This window comes from Cupriavidus nantongensis, from assembly GCF_041726985.1.
Classification (GTDB): domain Bacteria; phylum Pseudomonadota; class Gammaproteobacteria; order Burkholderiales; family Burkholderiaceae; genus Cupriavidus; species Cupriavidus nantongensis_A.
Genome location: NZ_CP168303.1, coordinates 127,943 through 143,414 on the forward strand (window position 1 = coordinate 127,943; position 15,472 = coordinate 143,414).

The 15,472-nt window shown below is 67.3% G+C and carries 16 protein-coding genes; 15 read left to right on the forward strand and 1 reads right to left on the reverse strand.

The features are described from left to right. The first annotated feature begins 47 nt into the window (after positions 1-47). Both ACEI37_RS11610 and ACEI37_RS11615 read left to right on the forward strand, forming a co-directional pair. Positions 48-854, forward strand: a complete 807-nt coding sequence (locus ACEI37_RS11610; RefSeq protein ID WP_373379012.1) for an SDR family oxidoreductase — start codon at positions 48-50, stop codon at positions 852-854. 1 nt (position 855) lies between these two features. Beyond that, positions 856-1,689: a helical backbone metal receptor gene (locus tag ACEI37_RS11615; RefSeq protein WP_373379013.1), complete on the forward strand. Its 834-nt coding sequence runs from the start codon at positions 856-858 to the stop codon at positions 1,687-1,689. A 146-nt stretch (positions 1,690-1,835) separates the two neighbouring features. Here the strand turns inward: ACEI37_RS11615 and ACEI37_RS11620 are convergent, their stop codons facing one another. Then, positions 1,836-2,912, reverse strand: a complete 1,077-nt coding sequence (locus ACEI37_RS11620; protein WP_373379014.1) for an MBL fold metallo-hydrolase — start codon at positions 2,910-2,912, stop codon at positions 1,836-1,838. 211 nt (positions 2,913-3,123) lie between these two features. On the opposite strand from ACEI37_RS11620, the gene ACEI37_RS11625 reads away from it, so the two are divergent. From ACEI37_RS11625 to ACEI37_RS11685, 13 genes are all read left to right on the forward strand, one after another. Beyond that, entirely contained in the window at positions 3,124-3,564 is a 441-nt protein-coding gene (locus ACEI37_RS11625) for a MerR family DNA-binding transcriptional regulator (RefSeq protein WP_373379015.1), read from the forward strand. A gap of 124 nt (positions 3,565-3,688) precedes the next feature. After that, complete coding sequence (locus ACEI37_RS11630; protein WP_373379016.1) at positions 3,689-4,165, forward strand: PaaI family thioesterase; 477 nt, start codon at positions 3,689-3,691, stop codon at positions 4,163-4,165. A 76-nt stretch (positions 4,166-4,241) separates the two neighbouring features. Then, the gene (locus tag ACEI37_RS11635) at positions 4,242-5,423 is read left to right on the forward strand and encodes an isovaleryl-CoA dehydrogenase (protein ID WP_373379017.1); all 1,182 of its coding nucleotides are present in this window, start codon (positions 4,242-4,244) and stop codon (positions 5,421-5,423) included. Positions 5,424-5,543: 120 nt separating this feature from the next. Further along, positions 5,544-7,397, forward strand: a complete 1,854-nt coding sequence (gene aceK / locus ACEI37_RS11640) for a bifunctional isocitrate dehydrogenase kinase/phosphatase (protein WP_373379018.1) — start codon at positions 5,544-5,546, stop codon at positions 7,395-7,397. After that, the gene (gene can / locus ACEI37_RS11645) at positions 7,394-8,065 is read left to right on the forward strand and encodes a carbonate dehydratase (protein WP_012351453.1); all 672 of its coding nucleotides are present in this window, start codon (positions 7,394-7,396) and stop codon (positions 8,063-8,065) included. Before aceK ends, can begins: the two co-directional genes overlap by 4 nt. Before the next feature lie 52 nt (positions 8,066-8,117). Next, positions 8,118-9,296 carry an acetyl-CoA C-acetyltransferase gene (locus tag ACEI37_RS11650; protein ID WP_373379019.1) on the forward strand — a complete coding sequence of 393 codons (1,179 nt, stop codon included), beginning with the start codon at positions 8,118-8,120 and terminating at the stop codon, positions 9,294-9,296. 80 nt (positions 9,297-9,376) lie between these two features. Then, the gene (locus ACEI37_RS11655; protein WP_062796281.1) at positions 9,377-10,057 is read left to right on the forward strand and encodes an SDR family oxidoreductase; all 681 of its coding nucleotides are present in this window, start codon (positions 9,377-9,379) and stop codon (positions 10,055-10,057) included. A gap of 31 nt (positions 10,058-10,088) precedes the next feature. Next, positions 10,089-11,219, forward strand: a complete 1,131-nt coding sequence (locus ACEI37_RS11660; RefSeq protein WP_373379020.1) for an acyl-CoA dehydrogenase family protein — start codon at positions 10,089-10,091, stop codon at positions 11,217-11,219. Positions 11,220-11,322: 103 nt separating this feature from the next. Continuing rightward, entirely contained in the window at positions 11,323-11,979 is a 657-nt protein-coding gene (locus ACEI37_RS11665) for a 2-hydroxychromene-2-carboxylate isomerase (RefSeq protein WP_373379021.1), read from the forward strand. Then, on the forward strand, positions 11,976-12,662 hold the full coding sequence (locus ACEI37_RS11670; protein ID WP_115663316.1) for an HAD family phosphatase: 687 nt from the start codon (positions 11,976-11,978) through the stop codon (positions 12,660-12,662). Before ACEI37_RS11665 ends, ACEI37_RS11670 begins: the two co-directional genes overlap by 4 nt. Next, positions 12,659-13,117 (forward strand): YchJ family protein, encoded by a 459-nt coding sequence (locus ACEI37_RS11675; RefSeq protein WP_373379022.1) that lies wholly within the window; start codon positions 12,659-12,661, stop codon positions 13,115-13,117. Before ACEI37_RS11670 ends, ACEI37_RS11675 begins: the two co-directional genes overlap by 4 nt. After that, complete coding sequence (locus ACEI37_RS11680; RefSeq protein ID WP_373379023.1) at positions 13,114-13,791, forward strand: glutathione S-transferase family protein; 678 nt, start codon at positions 13,114-13,116, stop codon at positions 13,789-13,791. Before ACEI37_RS11675 ends, ACEI37_RS11680 begins: the two co-directional genes overlap by 4 nt. A 61-nt stretch (positions 13,792-13,852) precedes the next feature. Further along, entirely contained in the window at positions 13,853-15,460 is a 1,608-nt protein-coding gene (locus tag ACEI37_RS11685) for a carboxyl transferase domain-containing protein (protein ID WP_373379024.1), read from the forward strand. The last annotated feature ends 12 nt before the right edge of the window (positions 15,461-15,472 follow it).

Genomic DNA, 15,472 nt, shown 5'->3' on the forward strand with positions numbered 1-15,472 from the left:
GCTGGTATCCTGTACCAGCCGTTTTTTCGTTCAGAGTCCCCGCCCTCATGCATCCCCTCAAAGTCTTCCTCACCGGCGCCTCCAGCGGCCTGGGCCAGGCGCTTGCGCGCGAATACGCCGCGCAGGGCGCCATCCTGGGCCTGGTGGCGCGGCGCGAGGACGCGTTGCGCCAGTTCGTGGCCACCTTGCCCAACCCGGGCGCGGTGCGCGTCTATGGCGCCGACGTGCGCGATGCCGACGCGATGGCGCGGGCGGCGGAAGACTTCGTCGCTCAGTTCGGCTGCCCGGACGTGGTGATTGCCAATGCCGGGGTCTCGGTCGGCACGGTGGCCAGCGAGCGCGAAGACCTGGACGCCTTCCGCCAGGTGATGGAGACCAACTGGTTCGGCGTGCTGACCACCTTCCAGCCGTTCCTGCATGCGATGCAGGCGCGCGAACCCGGCCACTTTGGGCGGCGCGGCACGCTGGTGGGTATTGCCAGCGTGGCAGGCGTGCGCGGGCTGCCCGGGGCCGGGGCCTACAGCGCGTCCAAGTCGGCGGTAATCAAGCTGCTCGAAAGCCTGCGGCTGGAGCAGCGCCGCCACGACATCCGCGTGGTCACGATCGCGCCCGGCTATATCCGCACGCCGATGACCGCGCACAACCCGTACCGCATGCCGTTCCTGACCGATGCCGACGTGTTTGCGCGCAAGGCCGTGCGCGTGATCGCGGCGGGCCGGCGCTTCCGCGTGATCCCGTGGCCGATGGGCGTGGTGGCGGCGCTGCTGCACGTGATGCCGCGCTGGCTGTACGACGCGCTCGCCGCGGGCGCGCCGCGCAAGCCGCGCCGTGCCGACGCATCCGGGGAGCCCTGAGATGTGGCGCGACGCCATCGGCCAGCAGCATGCCGCCGCCACCGGCGTGGTGCGGATCGCCTCGCTGGTGCCGTCGGTGACCGAGCTGCTGTTCGCGCTCGGACTGGCGCGTCAGATGGTGGCGCGCACCGGCTTCTGCATCCACCCGGAACCGGCGGTGCGCGCCGTGCCCAAGGTGGGTGGCACCAAGGACGTCAACGTGGCGCGGCTGCGCGCGCTGGCGCCCACCCATGTGGTGGTCAATATCGACGAGAACCGGCGCGAGACCGTGGACGAGATCCGCGGCTTCGTGCCCAACGTGATCGTCACCCATCCGTGCGCGCCCGAGGACAACCTCGACTTGTACCGGCTGCTCGGCGGGATCTTCGGCTGCCATGCCGACGCCGAAGCCCTGTGCGCGGCGCTGCAGGCGCAACTAGATGCCATCCGCATGCGGCCGTGGCCGGCGCGGCGCGTGCTCTACGCGATCTGGCAGGACCCGTGGATGACGGTGTCGCGCGACACCTATATCAGCCGCATGCTGGCGCTGGCCAACTGGCAAACCTGGCCTGCCGGCGCGGACACCGTGCAGGCTTGCGAAGGCGGCGACTGCAGCCGTCCCAATGCGCCCGGCGAGCGCTATCCGACCTTCCGCTGGAACGATGCGCTGGTGCGCGAACTCGACCTGGTGCTGCTGTCGACCGAGCCCTACCGCTTTACCGAAGACCATGCCGACGCGCTCGAGCGCCAGCTCGGCAAGCCGGTGCTGCTGGTCGACGGCGAGATGCTGTCCTGGTACGGCAGCCGCGCCGTCGACGGGGTGCGCTACCTGGCGGCGCTGGCGGCCGCGAACTGAGGCGGTCCTTGCTCGCGGGAACGCACCGCATAGCCACTGTCATTCCCGCGTAGTCGGGAATCCAGCGTCTTGCCGTTTTCCGGCGGGCAAAAAAGTCACTGGGTTCCCGCCTTCGCGGGAACGACGGGCAAAAGCTTGGGGTGAAATCAAGCGGCGCGGAAACGGATCACGCCGTCGTCGCCGGTTTCGCGCACCAGCGCGCCGCGGTGCCACAGGCAGTGCAGGTGGGCCAGCGACTCGCCCATGGCGAAGGTCATCTGGTGGATATCGAACTGGCGCTTGAAGATCACGCTGACGATGTCGTGCGCGCTGCAGGGTTTGGCGCGGCACGCCTCCAGCGTTTCGGCGAGGCGGTCGGCATGGTGCTCGCGCAGCTGCAGGATGCGGGTATGCAGGTTGCGGAACGGGCGGCCGTGCGACGGCAGGATCAGCACGTCCTGCGGCAGCGGCTCGTACTTGCCCAGCGAATCGAGGTACAGCTGCAGCGAATTGGCCTCGGGCTCCATGTCGAACACGCTGACATTGGTCGAGATGCGCGGCAGCACCATGTCGCCGGAGACCAGCACATTGGTGGCGGCGTTATACAGCGCCACGTGCTCGGGCGAATGGCCGAAGCCGGTGATCACGCGCCAGCCGGAGGTCGCCACGTCGGTGCCGATGCGCACCGTGTCGCCCTCCATCAGACGGCGGTATTGCGTCGGCAGGTCGGGCACCAGCGACGGGTAATAGGTCTTGCGCGCGCGCAGCTTCTCCTGGCTGTCGGCATCGGTCAGGCCATGCAGCGCGAAATGCGCGGCGGCGGCCTCGCCGCCGGCACTCGACCCGGCCCCGGTGCCGCTGCCCATCACGCGCGCGCTCATGTAGTCGCCCAGACTCATCCACAGGCGCACGTCGAAACGCCGGCACAGCCAGTGCGCCAGGCCCACGTGGTCGGGATGGCTGTGCGTGACCAGCACGCGCACCACCGGCAGGCCTTCCAGCTCGTTGGCAAAGATCGTTTCCCAGTGCGCCTTGATGGTGTCGTTGGTGATGCCGCAGTCGATGATGGTCCAGCCGTCTCGTCCGTCCAGGCGGTCGCGCAGCAGCCACAGGTTGATATGGTCGAGCGCGAACGGCAGCGGCATGCGCAGCCAGTAGACGCCGGGGGCGACTTCCTGCCTGGTGCCGGCCGCGGGCATGGTGTCGCCGAACGGATATTGGAGCTGGTGTTCGAGTGCATTCATGAGGGGTCTCGTGGTCGAAGCCTGGCGCCGGGGCGCGGGCTTTCTCGTTCTGCCGGCACGTCCCCGATCGTGCGCGAGTGGGGCGTGCAAGCACCGGTTGCCAGCCGATCTGGTTGACGCTAACGTAAACGTCAACCATACGGGTTCGTTTCCATCTTAAGCGAAAACTTGACTTCGCAACGAACGACCGTTCACTTTCTTTGGTCACGCCATGTCAGCGACGCCAGCGGCGGCTTCCGCCACCTACACCATCACCGATCTCGCCCGTGAATTCGACGTCACGCCGCGCGCCATCCGCTTCTACGAGGACCAGGGCCTGCTGTCGCCGCAGCGCGAAGGGCCGGGCGGGCGCAAGCGGGTCTACAACGGCCGCGAGCGGACCCGGCTGAAGCTGACGCTGCGCGGCAAGAGGTTGGGGCTTACTCTCAATGAGATCCGCGAGATCCTTGATCTGTATGAATCACCGCGCGATACCGCCCCGCAATTGGACCGGTTCCTGGCGGCGCTCGCGGCACACCGGCGCACGCTGGAGCGCCAGATGGAAGACCTGCAGGCGCAGTTGGCCGAGATCGACCAGCACGAGCGCCAGTGCAGGGCGTTGCTGGCTGCACAGACCGGCGGCGATGCGCCGGACCAGAGCCATGCCGCCTGAACGCCACCCGGACATGCCTACGTGCGATCACGCATTGACGTTTACGTAAACGTAAATAGAATAGCCGGACAACGCGCGTGGCCGTGCGCTGTCCGTCAAACCGGCCCCCATATCGGAACCCGCCATGACCGCCTCCTTCGACCATGCCGTGCCCGCTGAACCGGAACCGCTGTCCGCCGCGCGCGCCGACGCCATTGCCACCAGCTTTTCGCGCCAGGGACTGATGCGGACCTTCGGCGCCGAGCTGGCGCGCGTGCAGCGCGGCGAGGTGGAGCTGGCGATGCCGTGGTCCGAGGGCGTGACCCAGCAGCACGGCTTCTTCCACGGCGGGGTGGTCGGCGCGCTGGCCGACAGCGCCTGCGGCTATGCCGCGCTGACGCTGGTCGGCGAGGAAGAGGCGGGCCTGACCGCCGAGTACAAGATCAACCTGCTGTCCCCCGCCCAGGGCGAACGCCTGGTGGCGGTGGGGCGGGTGCTCAAGCCCGGGCGCACGCTGATCGTGGCGCAGGGCGATGTCTACGTCGAGCAGCAAGGCCGCCGCAAGCCGGTGGCGACCATGCTGATGACGCTGTGCGTGGTCAAGACGCTGGGCCACGTCTGAACCGATCGATCCGGCGAACCCGGAACCTCATAGACACACCGACACACCGACACACCGATTCCTACAGGAGACCATCATGACTGAATTGCCAGGCCTGAAATTCGATCTGGGCGAAGACATCGAAATGCTGCGCGGTGCCGTGCGCGACTGGGCCCAGGCCGAACTGGCCCCGCGCGCGGCCGAGATCGACCGCACCGACCAGTTCCCGATGGACGCCTGGAAGAAGATGGGCGACCTGGGCGTGCTCGGCATCACGGTGGCCGAGGAGTACGGCGGCGCCAACATGGGCTACCTGGCCCACATGATCGCGATGGAGGAAATCAGCCGCGCCTCGGCCTCGGTGGGCCTGTCGTACGGCGCGCATTCCAACCTGTGCGTGAACCAGATCCATCGCAACGGCACGCCGGCACAGAAGGCGAAGTACCTGCCCAAGCTGGTCTCGGGCGAATGGATCGGCGCGCTGGCGATGAGCGAGCCCAACGCCGGCTCCGACGTGGTTAGCATGAAGCTGCGCGCGCAACTGAAGGGCGACCGCTACGTGCTGAACGGCACCAAGATGTGGATCACCAACGGCCCGGACTGCGACGTGCTGGTGGTGTACGCCAAGACCGAGCCCGAGCTGGGCGCGCGCGGCATGACCGCCTTTATCGTCGAGAAGGGCATGAAGGGCTTCTCGGTGGCGCAGAAGCTGGACAAGCTGGGCATGCGCGGCTCGCACACCGGCGAGCTGGTGTTCGAGGACGTGGAAGTGCCGGTGGAAAACATCCTCGGTGCCGAGAACGGCGGCGCCAAGGTGCTGATGAGCGGCCTGGACTATGAGCGCGCGGTGCTGTCCGGCGGGCCGGTCGGCATCATGCAGGCGTGCATGGACGTGGTCACGCCGTATATCCACGACCGCAAGCAGTTCGGCCAGAGCATCGGCGAATTCCAGCTGATCCAGGGCAAGGTGGCCGACATGTACACCACGCTGCAGGCGGCGCGCAGCTACCTGTACACGGTCGGCAAGAACCTGGATGGGCTCGGCAGCGACCACGTGCGCCAGGTGCGCAAGGACTGCGCCGCGGTGATCCTGTACACCGCGGAGAAGGCCACCTGGATGGCGGGCGAGACCGTGCAGATCCTGGGCGGCAACGGCTATATCAATGAATACCCGGCCGGGCGCCTGTGGCGCGACGCCAAGCTGTACGAGATCGGCGCCGGCACCTCGGAGATTCGCCGCATGCTGATCGGCCGCGAGCTGTTCGCCGAAACGATGTAACCGTGCGCGGGGCGCCGGAATCACCTCCGGCGTCCCCGGACATCCGGGGCCATTGCCCGGAACCCATTTACAATCTCATTACCTGTCGCAAGACCGTCACGCAGTCGTCCCCGTCGACCCATGTCCCACTTCCCCAAACTGCTCTCCTCGCAGATTGCCTACGATGTGGCGAGAACGATGCTCGACGGGTTCGACAAGCACTACCGCCTGTTCCGCGAGGTCAGCCACCAGGCTAAGCTGAAGTTCGAAGCCGGCGACTGGCACGGGCTGCAGCAGATCCAGCGCGACCGCATCGCCTTCTATAACGAGCGCGTGCGCGAGTCCAGCGTGATCCTGGAAGACGAGTACGACGCGGAGAACATCGAAGACGAGATCTGGCAGCAGATAAAGCTGCACTACATCGGGCTGCTGACCAACCACCACCAGCCCGAGCTGGCCGAGACCTTCTTCAACTCGGTGTGCACGCGCATCCTGCACCGCTCGTACTTCAACAACGATTTCATCTTCGTGCGTCCGGCGATCTCGACCGAGTACATCGAGAACGAGGAATCACCGACGCGCCCGACCTTCCGCGCCTACTACCCGGGCAGCCGCGACGGCATGGCCGCGTGCTTTGAGCGCATCGTCCACAATTTCCAGCTCGAGCGCCCGTTCGAAGACCTGCAGCGCGACATCGGCTACGTGGTGCGCGCCGTCGGCGAGCATTTCGGCGACCTGCGCATCGCGCCGAATTTCCAGATCCATACGCTGTCGTCGCTGTTCTTCCGCAACAAGGCGGCTTTCATCATCGGCCGCATCGTCAACGGCGACCGCACCTTCCCGCTGGCGATCCCGATCCTGCATGGGCCGTCGGGCAAGCTGGTGCTCGACACGGTGCTGCTGAAGAAGGAACAGTTGCTGATCCTGTTCTCGTTCACGCACTCCTACTTCATGGTCGACATGGAGATCCCGTCGGCCTACGTGACCTTCCTGCGCGACATCATGCCGCGCAAGCCGCGCGCGGAGATCTATACCTCGCTGGGCTTGCAGAAGCAGGGCAAGAACCTGTTCTACCGCGATTTCCTGCACCACCTGCAGCATTCGTCGGACAAGTTCATCGTCGCGCCCGGCATTCGAGGGCTGGTGATGCTGGTGTTCACGCTGCCGTCGTACCCGTACGTGTTCAAGGTGATCCGCGATTTTTTCCCGGCGCCCAAGGAAACCACGCGCGAGCTGGTCAAGTCGAAGTACCAGCTCGTCAAGCAGCACGACCGCGTCGGCCGCATGGCCGATACGCTGGAATACTCTGACGTCGCCTTCCCGCTGTCGCGCTTCGACGATGCGCTGGTGCGCGAGTTCGAGCAGCACGCGCCTTCGATGATCGAATACCAGCGCGCCAAGGACGGCGGCGAAGAGATCGTGGTGCGCCACGTCTATATCGAGCGCCGCATGACGCCGCTGAACATCTACCTGCAGGAGGGTTCCGACGCGCAGGTCGAGCACGGCGTGATCGAATACGGCAACGCGATCAAGGAGCTGATTGCCGCGAACATCTTCCCGGGCGACATGCTGTACAAGAACTTCGGCGTCACGCGCCACGGGCGCGTGGTGTTCTACGACTACGACGAGATCGAGTACCTGACCGACTGCAACATCCGCCACGTGCCGCAGCCGCGCAACGAGGAAGAGGAGATGTCGGGCGAAGTCTGGTACACCGTGCGTCCGCACGACATCTTTCCCGAGACCTTCCGCACCTTCCTGCTGGGCGACCCGCGCGTAGGCGCGGCGTTCCTGCGACACCATGCGGATTTTTTTGACCCTGCCATGTGGCAGAGCCACAAGGACCGGCTGCTGGCCGGACATGTCCATGACTTTTTTGCCTATCACGCTTCAGAGCGATTCATTCACCGCTACGGCGCCGAGCCGTCCGTCGATCAACCCGGCCCACCGCCCCACCCACAGCCCGCTGCCGGTCCTGCAAGGAGAGTCGCATGAATGACGCCATCGCCCAGCTGTTCCGCAACAACCGCGACTGGGTCGACCGCGTCAATGCGGAAGATCCGGCCTTCTTCACGCGCCTGGCCAACCAGCAGGCGCCGGAATACCTGTGGATCGGCTGCTCCGATTCGCGCGTGCCGGCCAACCAGATCCTGGGCCTGGCCCCGGGCGAGGTGTTCGTCCACCGCAACATCGCCAATGTGATCGCGCACAGCGACCTGAACGCGCTGTCGGTGATCCAGTTCGCGGTGGAAGTGCTCAAGGTGCGCCATATCACCGTGGTCGGCCACTATGGCTGCGGCGGCGTCAAGGTTGCGCTCAAGCGCGAGCGCATCGGCCTGGCCGACAACTGGCTGCGCCATGTGCGCGACGTGGCCGACAAGCATGAGTCCTACCTCGGAACGATCCTGCGCGAGGAAGACGCCCATACCCGGCTGTGCGAGCTCAACGTGATCGAGCAGGTCAACAACGTCTGCCAGACCACCGTGATCCAGGACGCCTGGGCCCGCGGCCAGGCCATCACCGTGCACGGCTGGATCTACGGCGTGTCCGACGGCCTGCTGCGCGACTTGGGCATGGCCGCCAGCAACAACGACGAGCTGCACGAGCAGCTGGCCGCGGCCTACCGCCAGTACGGCGAACCGCCGCAGGCGTCGATCCGCTGACGCCTTTAACCGACACCACTGAACGCCTACCTACCGATCCAGGAGACCCGACATGGAAGAGATCGTCATCGTTTCAGCCGCCCGCACGCCGATGGCTGCGTTCCAGGGCGAATTCGCCAGCGTCACCGCGCCGCAACTGGGTGCCGTGGCCATCCGCGCCGCGGTCGAGCGCGCCGGGCTCAAGCCCGAGCAGGTAGAGGAAGTGGTGTTCGGCTGCGTGCTGCCCGCCGGCCAGGGCCAGGCCCCGGCGCGCCAGGCCGCGCTCGGCGCGGGCCTGCCGCTGGGCACGGGCTGCACCACCGTCAACAAGATGTGCGGCTCGGGCATGCGCGCGGCCATGACCGTCTATGACGGCCTGGTCGCCGGCTCGTTCGAGATCGCGGTCGCCGGCGGTATGGAAAGCATGACCAATGCGCCGTACCTGATCCCCAAGGGCCGCGGCGGCTATCGCATCGGCCACGGCATGATCTACGACCACATGATGCTGGATGGCCTGGAAGACGCCTATGACAAGGGCCGCGCCATGGGCACCTTCGGCGAGGACTGCGCCGCCAAGTACGGCTTCACGCGCCAGCAGCAGGACGAGTTCGCGATCGAAAGCGTGCGCCGCGCGCAGCAGGCCACGGAGAACGGCGATTTCCGCTGGGAGATTGCGCCGGTGACGGTATCGGGCAAGGGCGGCGACACCGTGATCGACACCGACGAAGGCCCGCGCCGCATCAAGCTCGACAAGATCCCGTCGCTCAAGCCGGCCTTTGCCAAGGACGGCACCATCACCGCGGCCTCGTCGTCGTCGATCAACGACGGCGCCTCGGCGCTGGTGATGATGCGCGCCTCGACCGCGAAGGCGCTGGGCCTGCAGCCGATCGCGCGCATGCTGGGCCACACCACCCATGCGCAGGCACCGGGCTGGTTCACCACCGCGCCGGTCGAGGCCATCGCCAAGCTGTACCGCAAGCTCGACTGGAACACCGACAGCGTCGACCTGTTCGAGATCAACGAGGCCTTCGCCGTGGTGCCGATGGCGGCGATGCACGACCTTAAGATCCCGCGCGACAAGGTCAACATCCACGGCGGCGCCTGCGCGCTGGGCCACCCGATCGGCGCCTCGGGCGCGCGCATCATGACCACGCTGATCGGCGCGCTGCGCAAGACCGGCGGCAAGCGCGGGGTGGCGAGCCTGTGCATCGGCGGCGGGGAGGCGACGGCGGTGGGGATCGAGATCCTGTAACGCGACCCGTTCCCGCTTTGTTTGCTCCCCTCTCCCATAAATGGGAGAGGGGAGCGAAACCAGAAAAAGGGAGGCCCACCTTGCCAACCGCCCTCATCCTCGGTGCCTCGCGCGGCATCGGCCTTGAATTCGTGCGCCAGTACCGTGCCGACGGCTGGCGCGTCATCGCGGCGGCGCGCACGCCCGAAGGCGTCGGTGCGCTGGAGGCACTCGGCGCCGAGGCGCACCAGGCCGACCTGTCCGATGCCGGCGCGGTGGCGGGCCTGGGCTGGAAGCTCGATGGCGAGGCGCTCGATGTCGCGGTCTACAACGCCGGCGTGATGGGGCCGCGCACCGAAAGCGCGCAGCCGGTCACGCCGCCGGAATTCGACCGCGTCATGCATGTCAACGTGCTCGGGCCAATGATGGCGCTGCCGTTGCTGCTGCCCTATGTCGAGGCCGGGCAGTCCGGCCATGGTGGCGTGCTGGCGGTGCTGTCCTCGCGCATGGGCAGCATCGGCGCGATGGAGCACAGCACCAGCTGGCTGTACCGTGTCAGCAAGGCGGGCGCCAACGCGGCGCTGCGCGCGGTGGCGCTGGATGCGCGCCACGCCACCTGCGTCGCGCTGCATCCGGGCTGGGTCAAGACCGACATGGGCGGCCAGGAAGCCGACCTGACCGTGCAGCAGAGCGTCAAGGGCATGCGCCAGGTGCTGGCCAGCGTCAAGCGCCGCGACAACGGCACCTTCCACAACTACGACGGCACGCCCATCCCCTGGTAAGGGCGCCCGCACACCTGACCACCGAACCGACATGCTGCTGACCCCCGAACAGGAAATGATCCGCGACGCCGTGCGCCAGTTCGCGCAGGAAGTGATCGCGCCGCAGGCCGCGCAGTGGGACCGCGACAAGACCTTCCCCAAGGACGTGCACCGCCAGCTGGCAGCGCTGGGCGCGTACGGCGTGGCGGTGCCGGAGCAGTATGGCGGCGCCGGGCTCGACTACCTGTCGCTGGCGTTGATCCTGGAAGAGATCGCGGCCGGCGATGGCGGCACCTCCACCGTCATCAGCGTCAACAACTGCCCGGTGTGCAGCATGCTGATGTCGTTCGCCAGCGAGGCGCAGAAGCAGCAATGGCTGGTGCCGCTGGCGCGCGGCGAGATGCTGGGCGCGTTCTGCCTGACCGAGCCGCATGTCGGCTCCGATGCCTCGGCGCTGCGCACCACGGCGGTCCGCGACGGCGACCACTACGTGCTCAACGGCGTCAAGCAGTTCATCACCAGCGGGCAGAATGCCGACGTCGCGATCGTGCTGGCGGTGACCGACAAGGCCGCCGGCAAGCGCGGCATCAGCGCCTTCATCGTGCCGACCTCGACCCCAGGCTACGTGGTGGCGCGGCTCGAGGACAAGCTGGGCCAGCATTCGTCGGACACCGCGCAGATCCTGCTCGAGGACTGCCGCGTGCCGGCGGCGAACCTGCTCGGCGACGAGGGCGGCGGCTACAAGATGGCGCTGTCAGGGCTGGAGGGCGGCCGCATCGGCATCGCCTCGCAGAGCATCGGCATGGCGCGCGCCGCGTTTGAAGCGGCACTTGCGTATGCCAGGGAACGCGAGAGCTTCGGCCAGCCGCTGTTCCAGCACCAGGCGGTGCAGTTCCGGCTGGCCGAGATGGCCACGCGCATCGACGTCGCGCGCCAGATGGTGTGGCACGCCGCCGCGCTGCGCGATGCCGGGCGCCCGTGCCTGAAGGAGGCGGCGATGGCCAAGCTGTTCGCCAGCGAGATGGCCGAGCGGGTCTGTTCCGACGCGATCCAGGTGTTCGGCGGCTACGGCTACGTCAGCGACTTCCCGGTCGAGCGGATCTACCGCGACGTGCGCGTGTGCCAGATCTACGAGGGCACCAGCGACATCCAGAAGATCCTGATCGCGCGCGCGCTGGCCTAGCGCCGCCATTTGCGCGTACGATGAGCAGGCGAGGCGGGTGTGCAGCGCCCGCGCCACGCCTTCCCGCAACCGGACCTGCAACCACAAGAATAGGGCCCCCGACATGACCGCAGCGATCGACTTCTACTTCGATTTCTCCTCGCCCTACGGCTATTTCGCCAGCACCCGTATCGACGACCTGGCGCAGAAGTACGGGCGCAATGTCGCCTGGCATCCGATCCTGCTGGGCGTGGTGTTCAAGACCACCGGCGCGTCGCCGCTGCCGCAGCTGCCGCTCAAGGGCGACTACAGCTGGCGCGATTTCGAGCGCACCGCGCGCTTTCACGGCATCGAATACAAGCGCCCCACGCATTTCCCGCTGCCGACCACGCATGCCGCGCGCGCCATGCTGTGGCTGCAGAACCATCACGGCGACGACCTGGCCGCGGCTTTCGCCCGCTCGGTGTACCGCGCGCTGTTCGTCGACGATATCAACATCGCCGAGCCGGCCGAGATCATGAAGCTGGCCGAGCCGCTGGGCGTGGACGTGCAGGCGCTCGATGCCGGTGCCACCAGCTACCAGATCAAGGACCAGCTCAAGGCCGAGATCGAGGTGGCGATGGCCAAGGGCGTGTTCGGCTCGCCCTTCGTCATCGTCGACGGCGAGCCGTTCTGGGGCTTCGACCGCTTCGACCAGGTCGAGGCCCACCTGAAGAGCCGTCGCCAGACCGAGCTCCGGGCCGTGCCCAACCTCGATTCCAAGGAAAAGAAACCCGCATGACTGCAGCAACCCCTGGCCATTCCGGCCGCTTCGATTGTGTGATCTTCGATTGCGACGGCGTGCTCGTCGACAGCGAGCCCATCGTCAACCGCGTGCTCAACCAGATGCTGAACGAGCTCGGCATCGAGATCTCGCTGGAAGACTCCACGCGCCTGTTCCTGGGCCGCGCGGTGCGCGAAGAACTTGACATGATCGAACGCATGCGTGGCGCGCCGCTGCCCGAGAACTGGCTGTCGACCTGGCTGGCGCGCCGCAATGCCGTGCTGGAAGAAGAGGTCGCGGCGGTGGCGCATGTGCGCGAGGCCATCCGTGCGGTCGCCGCCACCGGCATGCCGGTGTGCGTGGCGTCGGGTGCGGACCGCGTCAAGGTCAAGCTGCAGCTGACCAAGACCGGGCTGGTCGAGCTGTTCCAGCAGGACCAGCGCGAGCATATCTTCTCGGCCACCGAGGTGGCGCGCAGCAAGCCGGCGCCGGACGTGTACCTGCTGGCCGCGCGCACCATGGGCGTCGAGCCCGCGCGCTGCGCCGTGGTGGAGGACAGCCCGACCGGCGTGACCGCGGGCGTGGCGGCCGGCATGACGGTGTTCGGCTACGCCGCGCGCAACGATGCCGCGCAGCTGCGCGAGGCCGGCGCGCGCACCATCTTCACCGATATGCGCGAGCTGCCGGAGCTGGTGGGATGACGGGCGCAAGGGCGGCGAAGGCAACCAGGGCGGCGCAGCGCCTGCCCAAGGCCGGCCCGGTGCCGTGCCCGTGCGGCAGTGCGGACTATGACGCCTGCTGCGGCCGCTTTCACCGCGGCGAGGCGCTGCCGCCCAATGCCGAGGCGCTGATGCGCTCGCGCTACAGCGCCTATGTGCTGAACGACATCGACTGGCTGCGCCAGACCTGGCATGCGTCGACCTGCCCGGCCGACCTGGTGCCCGACACCGCGACGCGCTGGCTGGGCCTGGCGGTCAAGGCGCATGCGCAGCAGGACGATACACATGCCGAAGTGGAATTCGTGGCGCGCTACAAGACAGGCGGGCGCGCCTGGCGGCTGCATGAGCGCAGCCGCTTTGTCTGCGAGGCGCGCGCCCCGGGTGAGGCGCCGCGCTGGCTTTATGTGGATGGCGACATCATCGGGGAGAGACCATGAGCATCGACAAGCAGAACGAGCCGGAGTACCTGCTGTATTGCTTTGCCCAGTCCGGCAACGCCTACAAGGTGGCACAGCTGCTGGAAACCGTCGGCGTGCAGCGCGGCCAGTCGTTGTGGCGGGCGCGCTTTGTCGATTTCTTCAACGGCGAGACCCGCACCCCGGAATACCGCGCCATCAACGTGATGGGCGAGGTGCCGGTGCTGGAGTTCGGCGACCAGCGCCTGTCGCAGTCCGGCGCCATCCTCGAGACGCTGGCCACGCGCCTGGATGCGTTCGGCCCGCGCAACGAAGCCGAGCGCGCCGAGGTGCTGCGCTGGCTGCTGTTCGACAACCACAAGTTCACCTCGTACACCGCCACCTATCGCTTCATGCGCACCTTCGCCAGGTCGCCTGATCCCGCCGTGCTGGAGTTCTTCCGCGCGCGCTGCGAAGGCGCGTGGAACGTACTGAACGCACACCTGGACGGACGCGACTTCGTGCTGGGCGAGCGCCCCACCATCGCCGACTTCTCGCTGGCGGGCTACGTCTTCTTCGATGACGAGATCGGCGTGCACTGGCGCAAGGAATATCCGCATATCCACGAGTGGACCGAGCGCTTCCGCGCCTTGCCGGGCTGGAAGCATCCCTACGACCTGATGCCCGGGCACCCCTTGCCCAAGGCAGCCGGCTGAGGCCGGCCGCGGCAGGACGGCGGCAGGCGGCGCACAACCCTATCTGGCAAGAGACTCCGAGATGCCCACGCTCGAAAGCAAACTGAACGCCCGCTCCGAATCCTTCAAGGCCAATGCCGAGTCCATGCGGGCGCTGGTGGCCGACCTCAAGGCAAAGATCGCCAAGCTGGCCGAAGGCGGCGGCGCGGCCGCGCGCGACAAGCACCTGGCGCGCGGCAAGCTGCTGCCGCGCGAGCGCGTGCAGCAGCTGCTCGATCCCGGCACGCCGTTCCTGGAGCTGTCGCAGCTGGCGGCGTACGACATGTACGACGATGCCGCGCCCGGCGCCGGCATCATCACCGGCATCGGCCGCGTGGCCGGGCAAGAATGCGTGATCGTCTGCAACGACGCCACCGTCAAGGGCGGCACGTATTACCCGATGACGGTCAAGAAGCATGTGCGCGCGCAGGAGATCGCCGAAGAGAACCACCTGCCGTGCATCTACCTGGTCGATTCCGGCGGCGCCAACCTGCCCAACCAGGACGAGGTCTTCCCCGACCGCGACCACTTCGGCCGCATCTTCTACAACCAGGCCAACCTGTCCAAGCGCGGCATCCCGCAGATCGCGGTGGTGATGGGCTCGTGCACCGCCGGCGGCGCCTACGTGCCGGCGATGAGCGACGAGGCGATCATCGTCAAGAACCAGGGCACCATCTTCCTGGGCGGCCCGCCGCTGGTGAAGGCCGCCACCGGCGAGGAAGTCAGCGCCGAGGACCTGGGCGGCGCCGACGTGCATACGCGCCTGTCCGGCGTGGCCGACTACTTCGCGCAGAACGACCACCATGCGCTGAGCCTGGCGCGCAATATCGTGCAGCACCTGAACCGGCGCAAGCCGGACCAGATCCGGCTGCACGAGCCGGTCGAGCCGCTGTATCCGGTGGAAGAGCTGTATGGCGTGATCCCGACCGATACGCGCAAGCCGTACGATGTGCGCGAGGTGATCGCGCGCCTGGTCGACGGCTCCGAGTTCGACGAGTTCAAGGCGCGCTACGGCACCACGCTGGTCTGCGGCTTCGCGCGCATCTGGGGCTATCCGGTCGGCATCGTCGCCAACAACGGCATCCTGTTTTCGGAGTCGGCGCTCAAGGGCGCGCACTTTATCGAGCTGTGCTGCCAGCGCAAGATCCCGCTGGTGTTCCTGCAGAACATCACCGGCTTCATGGTCGGGCGCAAGTACGAGAACGAGGGCATCGCGCGCAACGGCGCGAAGATGGTGACCGCGGTCGCGACGGCACAGGTGCCCAAGTTCACGGTGATCATCGGCGGCTCGTTCGGCGCCGGCAACTACGGCATGTGCGGGCGCGCGTATTCGCCGCGCTTCCTGTGGATGTGGCCGAACGCGCGCATCTCGGTGATGGGCGGCGAGCAGGCCGCGAGCGTGCTGGCGACGGTGCGCCGCGATGGCATCGAAGCAAAGGGCGGAAAGTGGAGCGCGGAGGAAGAGGACGCCTTCAAGCAGCCGATCCGCGACCAGTACGAGCACCAGGGCCACCCGTACTACGCCAGCGCGCGGCTGTGGGACGACGGCGTGATCGATCCCGCGCAGACGCGCACGGTGCTGGGGCTGGGCCTGTCGGCCAGCCTCAATGCGCCGATCGACGAGATGAAGTTCGGCGTGTTCCGCATGTAGACCACGCCATAC

Bases quoted from the DNA above. Each gene is read 5' to 3' on its own strand.
- ACEI37_RS11610 (WP_373379012.1), top strand. From the start codon at position 48: ATGCATCCCCTCAAAGTCTTCCTCACCGGCGCCTCCAGCGGCCTGGGC.
- ACEI37_RS11615 (WP_373379013.1), top strand. From the start codon at position 856: ATGTGGCGCGACGCCATCGGCCAGCAGCATGCCGCCGCCACCGGCGTG.
- ACEI37_RS11620 (WP_373379014.1), bottom strand. From the start codon at position 2,912: ATGAATGCACTCGAACACCAGCTCCAATATCCGTTCGGCGACACCATG.
- ACEI37_RS11625 (WP_373379015.1), top strand. From the start codon at position 3,124: ATGTCAGCGACGCCAGCGGCGGCTTCCGCCACCTACACCATCACCGAT.
- ACEI37_RS11630 (WP_373379016.1), top strand. From the start codon at position 3,689: ATGACCGCCTCCTTCGACCATGCCGTGCCCGCTGAACCGGAACCGCTG.
- ACEI37_RS11635 (WP_373379017.1), top strand. From the start codon at position 4,242: ATGACTGAATTGCCAGGCCTGAAATTCGATCTGGGCGAAGACATCGAA.
- aceK (WP_373379018.1), top strand. From the start codon at position 5,544: ATGTCCCACTTCCCCAAACTGCTCTCCTCGCAGATTGCCTACGATGTG.
- can (WP_012351453.1), top strand. From the start codon at position 7,394: ATGAATGACGCCATCGCCCAGCTGTTCCGCAACAACCGCGACTGGGTC.
- ACEI37_RS11650 (WP_373379019.1), top strand. From the start codon at position 8,118: ATGGAAGAGATCGTCATCGTTTCAGCCGCCCGCACGCCGATGGCTGCG.
- ACEI37_RS11660 (WP_373379020.1), top strand. From the start codon at position 10,089: ATGCTGCTGACCCCCGAACAGGAAATGATCCGCGACGCCGTGCGCCAG.
- ACEI37_RS11665 (WP_373379021.1), top strand. From the start codon at position 11,323: ATGACCGCAGCGATCGACTTCTACTTCGATTTCTCCTCGCCCTACGGC.
- ACEI37_RS11670 (WP_115663316.1), top strand. From the start codon at position 11,976: ATGACTGCAGCAACCCCTGGCCATTCCGGCCGCTTCGATTGTGTGATC.
- ACEI37_RS11675 (WP_373379022.1), top strand. From the start codon at position 12,659: ATGACGGGCGCAAGGGCGGCGAAGGCAACCAGGGCGGCGCAGCGCCTG.
- ACEI37_RS11680 (WP_373379023.1), top strand. From the start codon at position 13,114: ATGAGCATCGACAAGCAGAACGAGCCGGAGTACCTGCTGTATTGCTTT.
- ACEI37_RS11685 (WP_373379024.1), top strand. From the start codon at position 13,853: ATGCCCACGCTCGAAAGCAAACTGAACGCCCGCTCCGAATCCTTCAAG.